Annotated in this window: 15 protein-coding genes; 11 read left to right on the top strand and 4 right to left on the bottom strand. The window is 60.6% G+C overall.

Annotated features, from left to right (window positions below; all coding sequences use genetic code 11):
• Positions 1–72: 72 nt before the first annotated feature.
• From AFK65_RS09230 to AFK65_RS09200, 7 genes are all read left to right on the top strand, one after another.
• Entirely contained in the window at positions 73–1,260 is a 1,188-nt protein-coding gene (locus tag AFK65_RS09230; protein ID WP_007697588.1) for a carbohydrate porin, read from the top strand.
• 146 nt (positions 1,261–1,406) lie between these two features.
• Complete coding sequence (locus AFK65_RS09225) at positions 1,407–3,023, top strand: TIGR04028 family ABC transporter substrate-binding protein (RefSeq protein ID WP_038857263.1); 1,617 nt, start codon at positions 1,407–1,409, stop codon at positions 3,021–3,023.
• The gene (locus AFK65_RS09220; protein WP_038857266.1) at positions 3,023–3,967 is read left to right on the top strand and encodes an ABC transporter permease; all 945 of its coding nucleotides are present in this window, start codon (positions 3,023–3,025) and stop codon (positions 3,965–3,967) included. Before AFK65_RS09225 ends, AFK65_RS09220 begins: the two co-directional genes overlap by 1 nt.
• Positions 3,967–4,815: an ABC transporter permease gene (locus AFK65_RS09215; RefSeq protein ID WP_038857267.1), complete on the top strand. Its 849-nt coding sequence runs from the start codon at positions 3,967–3,969 to the stop codon at positions 4,813–4,815. The genes AFK65_RS09220 and AFK65_RS09215 overlap by 1 nt, the downstream gene beginning before the upstream one ends.
• Positions 4,815–6,425, top strand: coding sequence for a dipeptide ABC transporter ATP-binding protein (locus tag AFK65_RS09210; protein WP_038857268.1), 1,611 nt, complete (start codon positions 4,815–4,817; stop codon positions 6,423–6,425). Before AFK65_RS09215 ends, AFK65_RS09210 begins: the two co-directional genes overlap by 1 nt.
• Positions 6,422–7,471 carry a putative FMN-dependent luciferase-like monooxygenase gene (locus AFK65_RS09205; protein ID WP_038857270.1) on the top strand — a complete coding sequence of 350 codons (1,050 nt, stop codon included), beginning with the start codon at positions 6,422–6,424 and terminating at the stop codon, positions 7,469–7,471. The genes AFK65_RS09210 and AFK65_RS09205 overlap by 4 nt, the downstream gene beginning before the upstream one ends.
• On the top strand, positions 7,468–8,562 hold the full coding sequence (locus tag AFK65_RS09200; RefSeq protein ID WP_007697572.1) for an alkylhydroperoxidase domain protein: 1,095 nt from the start codon (positions 7,468–7,470) through the stop codon (positions 8,560–8,562). The genes AFK65_RS09205 and AFK65_RS09200 overlap by 4 nt, the downstream gene beginning before the upstream one ends.
• A gap of 27 nt (positions 8,563–8,589) precedes the next feature.
• Here the strand turns inward: AFK65_RS09200 and AFK65_RS09195 are convergent, their stop codons facing one another.
• The gene (locus AFK65_RS09195) at positions 8,590–9,408 is read right to left on the bottom strand and encodes a Cof-type HAD-IIB family hydrolase (RefSeq protein ID WP_007697568.1); all 819 of its coding nucleotides are present in this window, start codon (positions 9,406–9,408) and stop codon (positions 8,590–8,592) included.
• Between the two features lie 200 nt (positions 9,409–9,608).
• The gene (smrA, locus tag AFK65_RS09190) at positions 9,609–10,172 is read right to left on the bottom strand and encodes a DNA endonuclease SmrA (RefSeq protein WP_007697566.1); all 564 of its coding nucleotides are present in this window, start codon (positions 10,170–10,172) and stop codon (positions 9,609–9,611) included.
• A gap of 605 nt (positions 10,173–10,777) precedes the next feature.
• Between smrA and ogt the strand changes: the two genes are divergently transcribed.
• The 3 genes from ogt to uspE all read left to right on the top strand — a co-directional run bounded on the left by ogt (position 10,778) and on the right by uspE (position 13,316).
• Positions 10,778–11,293 carry a methylated-DNA--[protein]-cysteine S-methyltransferase gene (gene ogt, locus AFK65_RS09185; protein WP_038857272.1) on the top strand — a complete coding sequence of 172 codons (516 nt, stop codon included), beginning with the start codon at positions 10,778–10,780 and terminating at the stop codon, positions 11,291–11,293.
• A gap of 177 nt (positions 11,294–11,470) precedes the next feature.
• Positions 11,471–12,223, top strand: coding sequence for a fumarate/nitrate reduction transcriptional regulator Fnr (gene fnr, locus AFK65_RS09180; RefSeq protein ID WP_004385865.1), 753 nt, complete (start codon positions 11,471–11,473; stop codon positions 12,221–12,223).
• Positions 12,224–12,359: 136 nt separating this feature from the next.
• The gene (uspE, locus tag AFK65_RS09175) at positions 12,360–13,316 is read left to right on the top strand and encodes a universal stress protein UspE (RefSeq protein WP_007697556.1); all 957 of its coding nucleotides are present in this window, start codon (positions 12,360–12,362) and stop codon (positions 13,314–13,316) included.
• 111 nt (positions 13,317–13,427) lie between these two features.
• Here the strand turns inward: uspE and pntB are convergent, their stop codons facing one another.
• Positions 13,428–14,816: a Re/Si-specific NAD(P)(+) transhydrogenase subunit beta gene (pntB, locus tag AFK65_RS09170; protein ID WP_038857274.1), complete on the bottom strand. Its 1,389-nt coding sequence runs from the start codon at positions 14,814–14,816 to the stop codon at positions 13,428–13,430.
• 10 nt (positions 14,817–14,826) lie between these two features.
• Positions 14,827–16,362 carry a Re/Si-specific NAD(P)(+) transhydrogenase subunit alpha gene (pntA, locus tag AFK65_RS09165; protein ID WP_007697540.1) on the bottom strand — a complete coding sequence of 512 codons (1,536 nt, stop codon included), beginning with the start codon at positions 16,360–16,362 and terminating at the stop codon, positions 14,827–14,829.
• A 525-nt stretch (positions 16,363–16,887) separates the two neighbouring features.
• Here pntA and ydgH point away from each other — a divergent pair.
• Positions 16,888–17,832: a DUF1471 family protein YdgH gene (gene ydgH / locus AFK65_RS09160; RefSeq protein ID WP_038857276.1), complete on the top strand. Its 945-nt coding sequence runs from the start codon at positions 16,888–16,890 to the stop codon at positions 17,830–17,832.
• The last annotated feature ends 21 nt before the right edge of the window (positions 17,833–17,853 follow it).

The raw sequence follows: 17,853 nt of genomic DNA, 5'->3' as shown, positions 1-17,853 counted from the left end.
CCCGCACCGCCGTTTTCGGACGGCGGTAAGGCCGCCTTATGCCCAAAAACTGACAACAATAAGAGAGACACGATGAAAAAGATGATGGTACTGCCCTGTGTGTTCAGCCTGCTGGCGCCCTGCGCGATGGCGGAAATGAAAGTGAATACGCCGCAGGGCGAGCTGAAATTCTACGGCGACGTGGAGTTTAACGTCGATGCGGCGAGCCGCACCGGACAGCTTACGTCGCTGCGCACCTCTGACGATAAAGACTGGAAACCGGGCGACCACGAAAAGTGGGACGTCAACGGCCGTATTCTGCTGGGCGTGGATGGTTACCGCGAGAAAAACGGCAATTTCGCCGGGTTCACGGTGCAGCCGCTCGCGGATCTGTCGGGGCACACCAATCTCGATGACGCGGCGTTTTACTTCGGCCAGCCGCAGGCCTGGAAAATCAAGGTCGGCCGTTTTGAAGCCTACGACATGTTCCCGCTCAATCAGGACACCTTTATTCAGTACTCCGGCAACACCGCGAACGATATCTACGGCGACGGTTTCGGCTATGTCTACATGATGAAAGAGGGCCGCGGGCGCAGCAGCAACGGCGGCGCGGTGCAGTTCAGCGGCGAATATGGCAACTGGTATTTCGAGTTGAACAATATGGTGAAAGACGGCACCACGCTGTTTGCCGACGATACCTATCACGGCAACGCGCTGGAGAACAAAAAGAACGTCATTTATATGCGCCCGGTGATTGCGTGGCGCGACGACCACTTCTCCGCCGCCGTGGCGATGGAAACCAACGTGGTGAGCAACGCTTACGGCTATAACGACGCCCAGGGGCGTTTTCAGGATCAGTCAGACCGCACCGGCTATGGCGCGACCTTCACCTGGAACAGCCTGAAGAACGATCCGGACGACGGCACGGTGATAAACCTTAACACCGCGTATATGGACGCCGACGACGAAACCGACTTCAGCGCCGGGGCCAACGTGCTGTGGCGTCATCTGGAGCTTGGCTATATTTACGCGCACAACAATATTGATGATTTCAATATGACGAGCGTCGGTGAAGAAGACGGCCAGCTGAAATACCCCGGCAAATATGATATCCACACCGTCCACCTTTCATACGGCTTCACCAACGTGATGGATATGGACAACTTCAATATCTACCTCGGCGCCTACTGGTCGCAGCTGTCGCTCAAAGAGAGCGAGTATGACAACGAGGGCGATAAAGACCGCTACGGCGCCCGCGTGCGCTTTAAATATTTCTTCTGACGCCCTCGCCCCTTCGCGCCCGCGGAGGGGCCAAATATATTTTCCGCATTTAGATAGCGATTTTTGTTGGTTCTCATCCCCGACGGCCTGCGTTTTTATAACGTCGACAGACAGTTAATAACAACGGACGATAAGGGACATTCACCATGCATTTTTCCATTACCGCGCGCGGCGTGGCGCTCGGCCTCGCGTTTGGTCTGATAAATACGGCCAGCGCCGCGCCGGTGAAAGGCGGCACGCTGATTTATCTGGAGCAGCAGGCGCACACGACGCTCTACCCGCCCGCAGGCGGCTTTTACCCCAACGGCGGCATCCTGAACCAGATAACCGATAAGCTCACCTGGCAGAACCCGAAAACGCTGGAAATAGAGCCGTGGATAGCGCAGTCCTGGAGCAGCAACGCGGATAAAACCGAATACACCTTTAAAATCCGCCCCGGCGTAACGTTCTCTGACGGCACGCCGCTTGACGCCAGTGCGGTGGCGAAAAACTTCGATACCTACGGACTTGGCAATAAGGCGCAGCGCCTGCCGGTTTCCGAGGTGATTAACAACTACCAGCGCAGCGAAGTCATCGATCCGCTGACCGTGAAGTTTTACTTCAGCAAGCCCTCGCCCGGCTTTTTACAGGGCACCTCGGCGATCGGCTCCGGGCTGGTGTCGCTCAGCACGCTCGCGCGCAATCTTGATGAACTCGGCGACGCGCGCCATATCATCGGCTCCGGCCCGTTTGTGGTGCAGAGCGAGACGCTGGGCCGCGAGGTGAATCTTACCGCGCGCAAGGATTACCAGTGGGGCCCGCAGAACAGCGCGCAGCAGGGCCCGGCGAATCTCGACGGCATTAAAATTGTGGTGACGCCGGAAGACAGCGTGCGCATCGGCGCGCTGCTGGCAGGCCAGGCGGACGCCATTCGCCAGGTGCAGGCCTATGATGAAAAACAGGCGGCCGACCAGCAGTTCCCGGTCTATGCCGCGCCGACCCGCGGCGTCAATGACAGCATCGCCTTTCGCCCCGCCAACCCGCTGGTGGCCGATCTGAAAGTGCGCCAGGCGCTGCTCCATGCGACCAACGCGCGCCAGATTGTCGATACCCTCTTTTCGCCGAATTATCCGGTCGCTACGTCTGTGGTGGCGAAAAGCGCGCCCGGCTATCGCGATTTAAGCGCCAGACTGACCTTTGACCCGGCGCTTGCGAACCGTTTGCTGGACGAAGCGGGCTGGCAAAAAGGCGCCAACGGCATCCGGGCCAAAGCGGGACAGCCGCTGAGCCTGACGGTCTATGAATCGCTGCCGCAGCCGCAGAATAAAGAGGTGCTGCAACTGGTGGCGCAGCAGTGGAGACAGGTGGGCGTGCAGCTCAACGTGCGCGCGGGCGACGCGGGCACCAAAGCGCAGGACAGCCTCGACCCGGCCAAAACGCCGGTTAACGTGGTGGAAGTGGGCCGCGCCGATCCGGACGTCATCAAAAGCCAGTTTCACCCGTTAAACCGCGACGCGCTGCTGCAAAAAGGCGGTCTGAGCCAGAAAACCGATTTTATCGATGACAAACTCAATGCGCTGCTCACCACCATCGCCTCGGAGGTCGACCCGCAAAAACGCCTCGCGGCGGCGGGCGACGCGCAGACCTATCTCATCGATAACGCCTATATCATTCCGATCTTCGAAGAGCCGCAGGTCTACGCCGCCGCGCCGTGGGTGAAAAACCTCGCGTTCGAAGCGGTGGGCCGTCCGAGCTTTTACGGCGTCTGGCTGGAGAAACACTGATGGACGGGCGTTATCTCGCCGCGCGCGTCGCTCAGGCGCTGCTGGTGCTGTGGGCCAGCTTTACGGTCTCGTTCGTCTTGCTGCAACTGCTGCCGGGCGATGCGATCGCCATTAAGTTTCAGAACCCGGAGCTGGGGTTAAACGCCGCTCAGATAGCGCAAATGCGCACCGCCTATGGGGCCGACGCGCCACTGTGGCGGAAATACCTGGAAAGCCTCGGCGGCGCGCTGCGCGGGGATTTCGGCTTTTCTCTCCAGGCGGGCGTACCGGTGAGCGCCCTGCTCGCCGAAAGCCTTCCCGCCACGCTGCGCCTCGCCGCGCTCGGGTTTACGCTGGCGCTGGTTATCGCCGTCCTGCTCGCCGCGCTCTCCACGCTTAGCCACGGGCGCGTGCTGCGCCGGACGTTCGCGGCGCTGCCGTCGCTGTTTGTCGCGGTGCCGACGTTCTGGCTTGGGATCACGCTTATTCAGCTTTTTTCTTTCCAGTGGCGGCTGATCCCGGTGATTAATCCGGGATTCTGGGAGGGGCTGATACTGCCGGTGATGACGCTTGCGGTGCCCATCAGCGCCCCGCTGGCGCAACTGCTGATTCGCAATATTGACGTGGTGATGCACCAGCCCTTTGTCACCGTCGCGCGCGCCAAAGGCGCCAGCCACCGCGGCGTGCTGTGGCGCCATGTCGCGCGCAACGCCCTGCTGCCGGTGCTGACCGTCGCGGGCCTGCTGCTGGGTGAGCTTATCGCCGGCGCGCTGGTGACCGAAACCGTGTTTGGCTTAAACGGGCTTGGGCAACTGACCCGCGACGCGGTGAACAATCAGGATCTGGCCGTGTTACAGGCGATTGTGCTGGTGGCGGCGCTCGGGTTTGTACTCATCAATCTGCTGGTGGATCTGCTCTATCCGCTGCTCGATCCCCGGCTGTCACTGTCGCGGAGGGCCGCCTGATGACCACACTTGACCTCTCGCACGTCCGGGCGCGCCGCGGGCGTTTTTTGCGGCGTCCTCATCTGCCGCCAGGGCTGACGCTCGCCTGGCTTACGCTGTTGCTGACCGCGTTGTGGGCGCTCTTTCCGTCCGTCTTCACCGCGTTTGATCCGCTCACCGGCACGCCGGGCGCGCAGCGCCTGCCGCCGGGAGCCGAACACTGGCTCGGCACCGATCAACTGGGGCGCGATCTTTACGCCCGGCTGGTCTGGGGCGCGTCGCATACGCTCAGCGGCGCGCTGGTGGCCGTCGCGCTGGGGCTTGGCGCAGGCACGCTGTATGGCGTCGTCGCGGGTGCCGCGGGCGGTCGCACCGAGCAATGGCTGATGCGGCTGGTGGATGTGCTGCTCGCGATCCCAGGCCTGCTGCTGGCGCTGTGCGTCATCATTCTGCTCGGTTTTGGCACGGTGAACGCCGCGCTGGCGGTGGGCGTCACCTCGGTGGCGAGCTTCGCGCGTCTTGCCCGCGCCGAAGTCGTCCGCGTGCGGCATACCGATTATGTCGAGGCGGCGATCGCCTGCGGCGGCACGTTCTTCAGCACGCTGTGGCGCCATATTCTGCCCAATTCGCTGACCTCGGTGCTGGCCTACGCCGCGCTCCAGTTCGGCAACGCCATTCTTGCGCTCTCCACCCTGAGCTTTCTCGGCTACGGCACGCCGCCGCCCACGCCGGAATGGGGATTGCTGATTGCCGAAGGGCGCAACTATCTCTCAACCGCCTGGTGGCTCACCACCTTCCCCGGCCTTGCGGCGATCGCCGTGGTGCTGGCCGCCAATACCCTTAGCCACCACTACACCCGGAGAGCATGATGAGCGAACCTGTACTGGATGTGCGCAATCTCAGCCTCGGCTGGCGTCACGGGCGCGACGTGCGCCGCGTGGTTCATAACGTCTCTTTTTCCGTCGATCCCGGCGAAGTGCTGGCGATTGTCGGCGAATCCGGCTCCGGCAAGACTACGCTCGCGCAGACGATCATCGGGCTTGCGGGCGAAAACGGCGTATGGCTGGGCGGGGATATCCGCCTGAACGGCGAAACGATAACCCACGCAAGCGAACGGCGGATGAACGCCCTGCGCGGCAAAGTCATCAGCCTCGTGCCGCAGGACCCCGGCAGTTCGCTGAACCCGGTGAAAACCATCGGCGATCAGGTCGCGGAGGTGTTAGCGCTTCACACCGGGCTTAGCCGACAGGCGCGTGACGCGGAAGTGGCGGCGCTGCTCGCGCGCGTCGGGCTGAGCGAACCGGCGCTGCGGGCGAAGCAGTATCCGCACCAGCTCTCCGGCGGCATGAAACAGCGGGTGCTGATAGCCATCGCGCTGGCGCTGAAGCCCGCGCTTATCATCGCCGATGAGCCCACCAGCGCGCTGGATGTGACGGTACAGGCGCGCATTCTCGATCTGCTCGATGAACTGCGCCGCGACGCCGGCACCGCCGTGCTGTTTATCACGCACGATCTGGCGCTCGCCGCCTCGCGCGCCGACCGGCTGCTGGTGTTTCGTCACGGCGAGATCCAGGAGCTGGGGGGTGCTACGCAAATCACCCACGCGCCGCGCGCGGCCTATACCCGGCAGCTCTTTGCCGACGCTCCGGCGTTCGCCGACGGCTTTCGGACGCGCCCGGCGCGAAATGGCCCGCCGGCTGCGGAGATCCGCGCGCTGACGCAACGCTTCACGCTGGGCGGCGGCCATACGTTGACCGCGCTGGATGCGGTAAACCTGACGCTGGAACGCGGCATGACCCATGCGCTGGTGGGCGAATCCGGCAGCGGCAAAACCACGCTGGCGCGCATTTTGCTCGGCTTTCAGACGCCGGTCAGCGGCACGGTGACGGTTAATGGCAAAGAGTACGCCACGCTCAGCCGCGAGGCGCGCCGCTCGCTGCGCCAGACGATTCAGATGGTCTGGCAGAACCCGTTTTCGTCGCTCGATCCGCGCCAGAGCCTGTTCTCGATTATCGAAGAGCCGCTTCGCAACTTTACCCGCCTCTCCCGCGCCGAGCGGCGCGAGAAAGTCTATGACATGGCCGCGCGCGTGGCGCTGGCCCCTGCGCTACTGGCGCACAGGCCGCATCAGCTCTCCGGCGGCCAGCGTCAGCGCGTGGCGATCGCGCGGGCGCTGATCCCCGGCCCGCAAATCGTCATTCTTGATGAGGCGACGTCAGCGCTGGATGTCACCGTGCAGGCGCAGATCCTGACGCTGCTTGAAACCTTGCAGGATGAGCTCGGCCTCACCTACCTGTTTATCTCCCACGATCTGGCGACCGTGCGCCGCTTCGCACATCAGGTCTCGGTGCTGCGCGCCGGTAAGCTTGTGGAGCACGGCGATGTCGCCTCCGTGTTCCACGCGCCGCAGAGCGATTACACGCGCCAGTTGCTGGACGCCATTCCGGCGCCCCGCCCGTTTAATAAGGATGTCGCATGACCAAAAAACGTTTAGGTTTTTTCACCCGTCTGCTGGACCGCGTCAGCGCGGCCGAGCGCTACCGCCTCGCCACCGAGCAGATCCTGCACGCCGAACGCAGCGGCTTTGATACCGCCTGGGTGGCGCAGCACCACTTTCATGAAGCGGAAGGCGGGCTGCCCTCGCCGCTGCTGTTTTTAGCGCATGTGGCGGCGCAGACGCGACGCATCCGTCTCGGCACGGGGATCATTACGCTGCCGATGGAATCGCCGCTGCGCGTGGCGGAAGACGCCGCCGTGCTGGATCTGCTCAGCGACGGGCGCGTGGAGCTGGGGCTGGGCTCCGGCGGCACGCCCTCTTCGTTCCCGCCGTTCGGGCTGCAGAGCGAAGAACGCGGCGAGGCCTATGGACGTCATCTGGCGCTGCTGCGCGCGGCGCTGAACGATGAACCGCTGGCGGGCACCGATAATCACCTCTACCCGGCGGCGCGCGGGTTGCGTCTGCGGCTCTGGCAGGCGACTTTCTCGGTGGACGGCGGCGCGCGCGCCGGCCGCGACGGCGACGGCCTGATGCTGTCACGCACCCAGCCGCGTCCGCCAGGCGAGCCGGATATGCCGCTGGACGCGCTGCAAAACCCGATTATCGACGCCTATCTCGACGCGCTGCCCGCCGGCGTCGCGCCGCGCATTATGGCCTCGCGCACCGCGTTTGTGACGGATAACGGCGACGACGCCCGCCGCTTCGCGCAGACCGGGCTTGCGGCCCAGGCGACGCAGTTCCGCGCCCAGGGCCACCGGCTCGCGGGCGAGACGCTGGAGGACTATATCGCCGCGTTCGATGTGCACCTCGGCACGCCGCAGGAAACGCTCGCCACGCTGTCGCGCGATACGGCGCTGGCGCGCGCCACCGATCTGTCGTTCCAGGTGCACTCCATCGATCCGCCGCACCCGTTTATTTTGCGCTCCATCTCGCTGCTGGCGCAGCAGGTGGCGCCTGCGCTTGGCTGGAAACCGGCCGCGCCGTTCGCTGATGTCGCCTCCCTTAACCCGATCAAGGAAACCTTATGACCCGCTCGCCCGATCTTCTCGATACCCTGGCGGATATCGCCCCCGGCTCTCCGCTGGCGCTGGCGCGCGCCACCCGCGACGCCGCCACGCAGAACATTGCACGTAGCCGCGAGGCGCTGTTTGACGGCGCAAGCGATCTCACCCGCGCGGAGCGCCTGCATCTCGCCCGCGAGGTGGCGCGCTGGCATGAGGATGAGGCGCTGTACGCGCACTATTCGGTGGCGCTGAAAGACGAACAGGCGCCGCCCGCGCGTCTCTCCGCCGCGCTCGGCCATGCGGAGATCCTGGCGTTTCGCCCGGTACAGGCGACCGCGCAGGCGATAACGGCGCTGACGGACGCCGGGTTCAGCGAAGAAGCCATTGTGACGCTCGCGCAGGTGGTGGCGTTTGTCAGTTTTGAGAGCCGACTGCTGCGCGGCTACCGGCTGATTAACGGCGGGCGCGTGGCGGGCGAGACGGCCATACCGCCCGCTGGCCGCTGGCATACCACGCCCACCACGCAGAGCGGACAGCCTGCCCCGACCGCCTTCACGCAGGCTGAACTGGGCTGGGAGCCGTGGCTTGCGCCGAAAGCGCTCGCCGCCTTCAGCCCGGATGAGCAGGAGACGCTGCGCCGATTCGGGCATCAGGACTCCGGCTATTTCCGCCTGCTGGCGCGTAACCTGCCCGTGCTGGAAGCCCGGACGCTGACGGACAAAGGGATTTTCTACACCCCAGGCGGGCTGTCGCGGGCGGAGCGGGAGCTGGCGGCGACCGTCGCGAGCAAAGTGAATGGCTGCATTTACTGCGCCTCGGTCCATGCCCGCAAGGCGAGTCAGCTGTCGAAAGATAACGACGCGGTGCAGCGTTTGCTGGAGGTGGCGCCGGGCGGGAGCCTGAGCGCGGGGCAATCGGCGCGCTGGCAGGCGATTATCGATTTCAGCACCGCGCTGTCGGCCACCCCCGCCACGGCTGGCGCGGCGCATGTGGCAGCGCTCCGTGAGCAGGGGTTGACCGACCTGGAACTGCTGGATCTGGCGCAGGCCACCGCGTTTTTCGCCTGGGCGAACCGCCTGATGCTGACGCTCGGCGAGCCGTTTGTGCCAGCCTGATCTGCCGCCGGGCGTCTGTGCGCCCGGCTACTGCGCGTTAAACGGGCTGTGGTGAGACAGCACGGCGTCGATCACCTGCAGCGCGCCGCTCTGGTTGTTCGATCCGGTCGCATAACGCGCCGTCTCTTTCACTTCCGCCGCCGCGTTATCCATCGCAAACGAGTATTTCACCAGACGCAGCATTTCGAGGTCATTGGCGCTGTCGCCCACCGCCACGCAGGCCTCCGGCGTGATATTCCAGCGCGCCATCAGGCGCTCAAGACCGCTGGCTTTGTGCGATCCGGGGATAATCAGATCCACAAACCCGTAGCCGCTGGTCACGGGCTTAACGACGCCTTCAAGCTCGTTGTGCAGGTTCTCAATCAGCGCCGGGATCTGGTCATCCGGCAGGTTGAGGGAAAATTTAAAGATGGTGTCGTCGATATCGAGCAGGTTTTCCACCGGCTTCAGGCGGTGATAGTGCTTCGACATCAGGCTGATAAACGCCTCCGGCGCGCCCGCCTGGTAATACGCGCTCGCAAGCCCGCAAACCACATAGTTGAAATCGCCCTGCGCTGAGAGCGTATTCACCACCTGATGATACTGCCCGCGGGTCAGCTCGCCGTGATGGATGCGCTCGCCGTGGTCATAGACCAGCGCGCCGTTTTCAGCGACAAAGGCTATCTCATCTTTGATCTCCGGGAAGAACGAGATGAGCTGGTAATACTGGTTGCCGCTCGCCACCACAAATTTAATGCCTTGCTGCTTCAGCGCCGCATACTGCGTGGTAAACCTTTCTTTGTCGTACTGTTTGTTGTCGTTGAGAAAGGTGCCGTCCATATCTACTGCGATGAGCTGAATTTTCATACTGCCTCATTAAGTCGTTACCACATAAGCGGCTCATGCTAACACTGTTTTATTCGGTTTCCATATGAGTAAAGCTGCAATCATTTTCATATGAAACCTCCAGGCGACAGGGAATGGTCCTGTTAAAGATAGCGGAAACCGCAGCGCGGCAGCTGGAAGGTGTCATGCAGAGATACCGGGCGACTGCCGCCCGGTGCGGATTAGCGGCTGCGCTTGGCGTGGCGCTCCCAGTTCTCCTGCTTCGCCTCGGCGGATTTTTTCAGCGCCACGTAACAGGCCCCGCTGCCGCCGTGGTGGGCGAGCGCGGCGCAAAACGCCTGCACGTCATCGAGCTCAGTCAGCCAGCGCGCCAGATAGCTGCGGATGACATTGGCGTGGGAGTTATCCTCGCGCCCTTTGCCGTGAATGATCAGGAGATTGCGCAGCCCGTCGCGTTTCGCCTGATGGATGAACGTAAAGAGCATCTGGCGGCACTGCTCCACCGGCTGGCGCAGCAGATTGAGGCTCGCCTGCTGGGTATATTTACCGAGCCTCAGTTTATCCAGCACGCCCTGCTGGAGCCCCTCGCGGCGAAATTCGAGCAGCTGTTCGCGCGGGATGAGATCCAGAAAGCCGGTGGTCAGCGGGTTGTCGAGCTGTAAGGTGTCGACACGCGGCACAAGGCGCGGGGCTTTCGGTTTCAGGCACGGCGCGACGTTGGCGTTTTTCAGGGGTTTGACATCTTCCATGGCGTCAAGAAAGAGTGATTTGTCGTCAGGGTTCACGGTCAATCCTCCGGGACTTCGTCAGGGCGCACACTATAGCTTCCCTTTCAGAATGGCTCAATGTGCGGCGCTGTGCGCACTATTTTCTGCACGGTTATGTCGCGTACCGTTCAGGCGAAGCGGAAAAGAGCAGAAACGCAGGCGCATTGTCCGCGCGGCGGCGCAATGAACATTGTCAGCCGGGATCACATTATTTAGCTCTGTTAATGTTTGGTGTTAAATATATGTGAATGAAATCACCCCTTCGCTGTGACAATATGCATTTATGTTGCTATATATTTCTTATCCGCATGTTAAGGAATAATAATCGCGGTACAAAGCCTGGATGCGCTGCTGTGTGTACTGTGGGGCCTGAATATGATGTCTTCAGGCTCTGTTTTTTTATTTTCCAGAAAAAAGAGAGCCCGCTCTGTTTTTTCCGGAAATGCAGGCGGCTTCGCGCAAAGGTTATCCCTTACCCTGCCATTCGCAGTGCTGTGGGCGCGCCGTTTACCGGCCGCTTCGGGCAATGGAGTGCCCGTTATTATCCCCCTCCGCTCCCCCTGTGGCGGTATGGCGAGCCGCTGGTCGCCATGCTATGTTGACGCCTTAACAAGGAGACGCGCATGCTCACGTTACTGGAAGATAAAATCGACACGCCCCTGGGCCCGCTGTGGATCATTGCCGATGAAGCGTCGCGTCTGCGCGCCGTCGAGTGGGAAGAACACAGCGATCGCATGGAGCAGCTGCTCGCCATTCACTACCGTCAGGAAGGCTTTCGCCGCGTGGGCTGTGTTAACCCGGGCGGGCTCTCAGACGCGCTGCGCGCGTGGTTCGCCGGCGATCTGGCGGTGATTGACACGCTGCCCACCGCCACGGCGGGAACGCCGTTTCAGCGGGAAGTCTGGCAGATGTTGCGCACCATTCCGTGCGGCCAGGTGACGCACTATGGCGAGATGGCGGCGCGTCTGGGACGTCCGGGCGCGGCCCGCGCCGTGGGGGCGGCAAACGGCTCAAACCCCATCAGCATCGTGGTGCCATGCCACCGCGTTATTGGCCGTAACGGCACCTTAACCGGCTATGCGGGCGGCGTGGCGCGCAAAGAGTGGCTGCTGCGCCATGAAGGTTATTTACTGCTTTAATTCACATCGTAAAATAATATTTTCCGGCAATTATTAAATACGCCGTAATTCAGATGGATGGCAGTAAACGTCAGATTTGAACCAGGATCTTTTGTCTTATTGCGCATTAGCCCGATTTACCTGTGCGGTCAATTTATGTTAAAATTGACTAATATCAATTAAGGCTTGAGCGAACTTATGATCCCGGAAAAGCGAATTATACGACGCATTCAGTCTGGCGGTTGTGCCATCCATTGCCAGGATTGCAGTATCAGCCAGTTGTGTATCCCTTTTACCCTGAATGAGCATGAGCTTGATCAGCTCGATAATATTATCGAGCGCAAAAAGCCCATCCAGAAAGGGCAAACGCTCTTCAAAGCGGGCGATGAATTAAAATCGCTTTACGCTATCCGTTCCGGCACGATTAAGAGCTACACCATCACCGAACAGGGCGACGAGCAGATCACCGGCTTCCACCTGGCAGGCGATCTGGTGGGTTTTGATGCTATCGGCACCGCGCATCACCCAAGCTTCGCTCAGGCGCTGGAAACGTCCATGGTCTGTGAAATCCCGTTCGAGACGCTCGACGATCTCTCCGGTAAAATGCCGAGCCTGCGCCAGCAGATGATGCGTCTGATGAGCGGCGAGATCAAAGGCGACCAGGATATGATCCTGCTGCTGTCGAAAAAGAACGCCGAGGAGCGCCTCGCGGCCTTTATCTATAACCTGTCGCGCCGTTTCGCCGAACGCGGCTTCTCGCCTCGCGAATTCCGCCTGACCATGACCCGCGGCGATATCGGCAACTACCTCGGCCTGACGGTAGAAACCATCAGCCGTCTGCTGGGCCGTTTCCAGAAGAGCGGAATGCTGGCGGTAAAAGGCAAATATATCACCATCGAAAACCACGAAATTCTGGCGGAACTCGCCGGTCAATCGCGCAACGTGGCTTAAGCTTTTCCTCTCCCGCCGGATCGTTAATTTTTCGTGATTTATTGATCCGGCTGGGAATTCTCTCCTGTTTCATTCACATCATATGGGTTACTCTTAAACGACAAACTGTGGGTAAGCAGTTGTAAGGAGACCCTGTATGGCAAGGTATCAAAACATGCTGGTGGCCATCGACCCCAATCAGGATGACCAACCGGCTCTACGGCGTGCAGTTTATCTACACCAGCGGATCGGCGGGCGAATCAAAGCCTTTCTGCCGATCTATGACTTTTCCTACGAAATGACCACCCTGCTCTCCCCTGACGAGCGCACCGCGATGCGCCAGGGCGTTATCAGCCAGCGCACCGCGTGGATCCGCGAGCAGGCGAAATATTATTTAGAAGCGGGCGTGCCCATCGATATCAAAGTGGTCTGGCATAACCGTCCCTTTGAAGCCATCATCCAGGAAGTGATCAGCGGCCATCACGATCTGCTGCTGAAAATGGCGCACCAGCACGACCGTCTGGAATCGGTGATTTTCACGCCGACCGACTGGCACCTGCTGCGTAAATGCCCCTGCCCGGTCTGGATGGTGAAAGACCAGCCGTGGCCGGAAGGCGGTAAAGCCGTGGTGGCGGTGAATCTCGCCAGCGAAGAGCCTTACCACACAGGCCTGAACGAGAAACTGGTGCGTGAAACGCTGCACCTGGCCGAACAGGTTAACCATACCGAAGTGCATCTGGTGGGCGCCTACCCGGCGACGCCGATTAACATCGCCATCGAGCTTCCCGATTTCGACCCGAGCGTTTATAACGACGCCATTCGCGGCCAGCATCTGCTGGCGATGAAAGCCCTGCGCCAGAAATTCGGCATCGGCGAGCGCGTCACGCATGTCGAAAAAGGGCTGCCGGAAGAAGTCATTCCGGATCTGGCGGAGCATTTACAGGCCGGGATCGTGGTGCTGGGCACCATCGGGCGCACCGGGATTTCCGCGGCGTTTCTCGGCAACACCGCCGAGCAGGTGATTGACCATCTGCGCTGCGATTTGCTGGTGATTAAGCCGGACGATTTCCAGAGCAGCGTCGAGCTCGATGATGAAGAGGACGATGACGACTGACGTCACTCGTCTGAAGAAAACCCGCCGCCCGGCGGGTTTTTTATTGCCGCAACGCAGGCGACGGGCGAAAAAAACCGCCAGCGGGCTGGCGGTTCTGGATATAGAAGCAAATTACAGCGCTTTCAGGATGGCGTCGACGCTCGCTTTGGCGTCGCCAAACAGCATCTGCGTGTTCTCTTTAAAGAACAGCGGATTCTGCACGCCGGCATAGCCGGTGTTCATTGAGCGTTTGAAAACGATAACGTTCTGCGCCTTCCACACTTCCAGCACCGGCATCCCGGCGATCGGGCTCTTCGGATCGTCCTGGGCGGCCGGGTTGACGGTATCGTTCGCGCCAATCACCAGCACCGTGTCGGTATCGCTGAAATCGTCGTTGATCTCATCCATCTCCAGCACGATGTCATAAGGCACTTTCGCCTCCGCCAGCAGCACGTTCATATGCCCCGGCAGACGGCCCGCCACCGGGTGAATGCCGAAACGCACCTTGATGCCGCGCGCGCGCAGCTTCTCGGTGATTTCCGCCACCGGATATTGCGCCTGCGCCACCGCCATGCCGTAGCCGGGGGTGATGATCACAGACGTAGAGTTGCGCAGCATTTCTGCCGTCTCTTCCGCGGTGATTTCGCGGTGCTCGCCCACCTCGTCGCTCTCGCCGGTGGAGGAGCCGTCGGTGCCGAAGCCACCGGCAATCACGCTGATAAACGAGCGGTTCATCGCCTTACACATAATGTAAGAGAGGATAGCGCCCGAAGACCCCACCAGCGCGCCGGTGACGATCAGCAGATCGTTGCTCAGCATAAAGCCTGCCGCCGCGGCCGCCCAGCCGGAATAGGAGTTCAGCATGGAGACGACCACCGGCATATCCGCGCCGCCGATAGACGCCACCAGATGCCAGCCGAACGCCAGCGCGATAACCGTCATCACGAACAGCGCAAAGCCCTGCATGCCGGCGCTCTCTGTCTGCACGAAAATCAGCAGCAGAATGAAAGAGACCACCAGCGCCGCCAGGTTCAGTTTGTGACGGTTCGGCAGCATCAGCGGTTTAGAAGAGATCTTGCCGCGCAGTTTGCCAAACGCCACCACCGAGCCGGTAAAGGTCACCGCGCCGATGAAGATGCCGAGGAACACTTCGGTCAGATGGATATTGACCAGCACCGGCGCGAGACCCGGCTCGTGGTGCAGGTAGCTGTTAAAGCCCACCAGCACCGCCGCGAGGCCCACGAAGCTGTGCAGAATCGCCACCAGCTCCGGCATTTCGGTCATTTCAACGCGTTTAGCAAGGCGAATACCGATAGCCCCGCCGATCGCCATCGCGATGATTATCCAGCCCACATTGCTGGCGTATGGCCCGAAAATAGTGGCGATCAGCGCGATCGCCATCCCCGCGATGCCGAACAGGTTGCCCTGCCGTGAGGTTTCGTGCTTCGAAAGCCCCGCCAGGCTGAAAATAAAGAGAATTGCGGCGACGATGTACGCAGCCGTAACTAATCCTCCAGACATAACTTACCCCTTAGTTCTTCCGGAACATTTTCAGCATGCGCTGAGTGACGGTGAAACCACCAAAAATATTGATGCTGGCGATGAGGATCGCGATAAAGCTGAAGAAGCTGATCCAGCCCCCGTCGCCAATCTGCAACAGCGCGCCGACGACGATAATCCCTGAAATCGCGTTCGTGACTGACATGAGCGGCGTATGCAGCGCATGGGAAACGTTCCAGACGACGTAGTAGCCGACCACGCAGGCGAGCGCGAACACGGTGAAGTGGCCGAGGAACTCTTTCGGCGCCACGTTCGCCAGCCAGCCAAACAGAATAATGGCGAGCGCGATCAGCGCATATTTACGCCACGGCGACGACGGCGCAGGCGGCTCGACCGACGCAGCCTTTGGTTTCGCGCTCGCGGCGGCCTGCGGCTGTGCGGAAACCTGAATCGGCGGCGCAGGCCAGGTGACTTCGCCGTCGCGAATGACCGTTACGCCGCGCACCACGACATCGTCGAAATCGACCACGACCGCCCCGTCTTTCTCCTTGCACAGGAGTTTCAGCAGGTTGACGAGGTTGGTGCCGTAAAGCTGTGAAGACTGCGTCGGCAGGCGGCCCGGCAGATCGGTATAACCAATCACCTTGACGCCGCCAGGGGTGACGAAAATTTCATTCGGCACGGTGTATTCGCAGTTGCCGCCGTTCTGCGCCGCGAGATCGACAATCACGCTGCCCGGCTGCATGGAATCGACCATTTCACGGGTGATAAGCGTCGGCGCCGGTTTGCCCGGGATCAGCGCCGTGGTGACGATAATATCCACCTCTTTCGCCTGGGCGGCGAACAGCGCCATTTCCGCTTTGATGAAAGCCTCGGACATCACTTTGGCGTAGCCGTCGCCGCTGCCCGCTTCTTCTTTAAAATCGAGTTCAAGGAACTCGGCGCCCATGCTCTGCACCTGCTCTTTTACTTCCGGACGGGTGTCGAACGCGCGCACGATAGCGCCGAGGCTGTTAGCGGCGCCGATAGCGGCAAGGCCCGCGACGCCTGCGCCAATCACCATGACTTTGGCAGGCGGCACCTTACCGGCGGCGGTGATCTGGCCGGTAAAGAAGCGGCCAAACTCATGGGCGGCTTCCACAATCGCGCGGTAACCGGCGATATTGGCCATTGAGCTTAAGGCATCCAGTGACTGCGCGCGGGAGATGCGCGGCACGGAATCCATCGCCATGACGGTGACGTTTTTCGCGGCCAGTTTTTCCAGCAGCTGTGGGTTTTGCGCAGGCCAGATAAAGCTAATCAGCGTCGTGCCGGGACGCAACCGCTCGATTTCGTCCTCCTGCGGCGCATTGACCTTCAGGATGACATCCGATTCCCAGACCTCGGCGGTCTCCACGACGCTTGCGCCTGCGGCGATAAACGCGTCGTCATCGAAACTCGCCAGCTTACCGGCATCGCGTTCCACCGCGACGCTGAAACCAAGCTTCAGCAGCTGCTCCACCGTTTTTGGGGTCGCCGCGACGCGGGTTTCCAGAGTTACCCGCTCTTTTGGTACACCAATACGCATAGTATTCCCTTCCATCGATTTTTAAGATGGTCTGTCACTCGCTTAGCAGACGAAAACGCCCGGCGAAAAAGCGCGGCGCCGTGGTGTTCGCCATCCATATCGTTGTCACAAACTTTCTATAACCTACTGAAATAACCGCCTTCGATCCACCGTCCGGGACAACTATTTAACGGTTAATGCGTGAAAGTGTAGCGTCCTCGCCGTCTGACAGGGATTTTTGCTTAAAACCGGCTGCCAGCCGCTACGTTTACGCTCTTTCCGGCGAGGAAAAAACGATTCTGCGCCGGGGAAGCACGCAGGTTTAACAATGATTTAACTTAAAAAGTCATAAGCTTTATCAATTTTAGTGGTCAGAAGAGGATTTTCCCTATTCATAACCTGAAGTTATTTATAAACGGCAAGCGACAGCATTAGCTGTGAAAAATGCCGCAGACATCTGGCACCTTTCAATGCAATAATCAACGACTAACCATTTCACACAGGCTGTATCAGTACCTGTTTTGCGCAAGGCGAAGGATCATTTTTATGAAGCTCAAGCATACCCTTCTGGCGACCGCTCTCTTTTCCGCGGCCTCGCTGTCCGCTCAGGCGGCGACAGAATTAACGCCGGAACAAGCCTCGGCGCTGAAACCGTTTGACCGTATCGTCATTACGGGTCGTTTCAACGCCATTAACGAAGCGGCCACCGCCGTTTCCCGTCGCGCAGACGCTATGGGCGCGGCGTCTTACTATATTCAGGACACCAGCGACACCGGCAACAGCGGCAACTGGCGCGTGGTGGCCGATGTCTACCGTGAAAACGCGCCGAAAGCCGACGCGCCGAAAAACCGCGTGATCAATGGCGTGGTCGAACTGCCGAAAGATCAGGCTATCGCGCTTGAGCCGTATGACACCGTAACCGTGCAGGGTTTCTACCGCAGCCAGCCGGAAGTGAACGACGCCATCACCAAAGCGGCGAAAGCCAAAGGCGCGGCCTCTTTCTGGATCGTGCGCCAGGTAGACACCAACCAGGGCGGCAACCAGCGCATCACAGCGTATATCTATAAAGCCGATGCCAAAAAACGCGTACTGCAAAGCCCGGACGCGATCCCGGCCGATTCCGAAGCAGGCCGCGCGGCGCTGGCTAAAGGCGGCGAAGAAGCCAAAAAAGTGGAAATCCCGGGCGTCGCCACCACCGCCTCGCCAAGCAGCGACGTAGGCCGCTTCTTTGAAACGCAGGAATCGAAAGGCGGACGTTACACTGTCACCCTGCCGGACGGTACTAAAGTCGAAGAGGTGAACAAAATCACCGCCGCCCAGATGGTGCCGTTCGACAGCGTCAAGTTCACCGGCCACTACAGCAGTATGACCGATATCTCCTATAACGTGGCGAAACGTGCCGCGAAGAAAGGCGCCAAGTACTATCACATCACCCGTCAGTGGGAAGAGCGCGGCGGCAACATGACCATCAGCGCCGACCTCTACAAGTAAGACTCAGTCTCAAAACCAAGC

The organism is Cronobacter universalis NCTC 9529, from assembly GCF_001277175.1.
In the GTDB taxonomy this organism is placed as follows: domain Bacteria; phylum Pseudomonadota; class Gammaproteobacteria; order Enterobacterales; family Enterobacteriaceae; genus Cronobacter; species Cronobacter universalis.
The sequence above is the reverse complement of the archived record's forward strand: the minus strand, read 5'-3'. Positions and strand labels throughout refer to the sequence as shown.

What these genes read in the sequence shown, in the direction of transcription:
- uspE (WP_007697556.1), top strand. Translation starts at nt 12,360, where the DNA reads ATGGCAAGGTATCAAAACATGCTGGTGGCCATCGACCCCAATCAGGAT.
- AFK65_RS09230 (WP_007697588.1), top strand. Translation starts at nt 73, where the DNA reads ATGAAAAAGATGATGGTACTGCCCTGTGTGTTCAGCCTGCTGGCGCCC.
- AFK65_RS09225 (WP_038857263.1), top strand. Translation starts at nt 1,407, where the DNA reads ATGCATTTTTCCATTACCGCGCGCGGCGTGGCGCTCGGCCTCGCGTTT.
- ydgH (WP_038857276.1), top strand. Translation starts at nt 16,888, where the DNA reads ATGAAGCTCAAGCATACCCTTCTGGCGACCGCTCTCTTTTCCGCGGCC.
- AFK65_RS09210 (WP_038857268.1), top strand. Translation starts at nt 4,815, where the DNA reads ATGAGCGAACCTGTACTGGATGTGCGCAATCTCAGCCTCGGCTGGCGT.
- AFK65_RS09205 (WP_038857270.1), top strand. Translation starts at nt 6,422, where the DNA reads ATGACCAAAAAACGTTTAGGTTTTTTCACCCGTCTGCTGGACCGCGTC.
- fnr (WP_004385865.1), top strand. Translation starts at nt 11,471, where the DNA reads ATGATCCCGGAAAAGCGAATTATACGACGCATTCAGTCTGGCGGTTGT.
- pntB (WP_038857274.1), bottom strand. Translation starts at nt 14,816, where the DNA reads ATGTCTGGAGGATTAGTTACGGCTGCGTACATCGTCGCCGCAATTCTC.
- AFK65_RS09200 (WP_007697572.1), top strand. Translation starts at nt 7,468, where the DNA reads ATGACCCGCTCGCCCGATCTTCTCGATACCCTGGCGGATATCGCCCCC.
- AFK65_RS09215 (WP_038857267.1), top strand. Translation starts at nt 3,967, where the DNA reads ATGACCACACTTGACCTCTCGCACGTCCGGGCGCGCCGCGGGCGTTTT.
- AFK65_RS09220 (WP_038857266.1), top strand. Translation starts at nt 3,023, where the DNA reads ATGGACGGGCGTTATCTCGCCGCGCGCGTCGCTCAGGCGCTGCTGGTG.
- ogt (WP_038857272.1), top strand. Translation starts at nt 10,778, where the DNA reads ATGCTCACGTTACTGGAAGATAAAATCGACACGCCCCTGGGCCCGCTG.
- pntA (WP_007697540.1), bottom strand. Translation starts at nt 16,362, where the DNA reads ATGCGTATTGGTGTACCAAAAGAGCGGGTAACTCTGGAAACCCGCGTC.
- AFK65_RS09195 (WP_007697568.1), bottom strand. Translation starts at nt 9,408, where the DNA reads ATGAAAATTCAGCTCATCGCAGTAGATATGGACGGCACCTTTCTCAAC.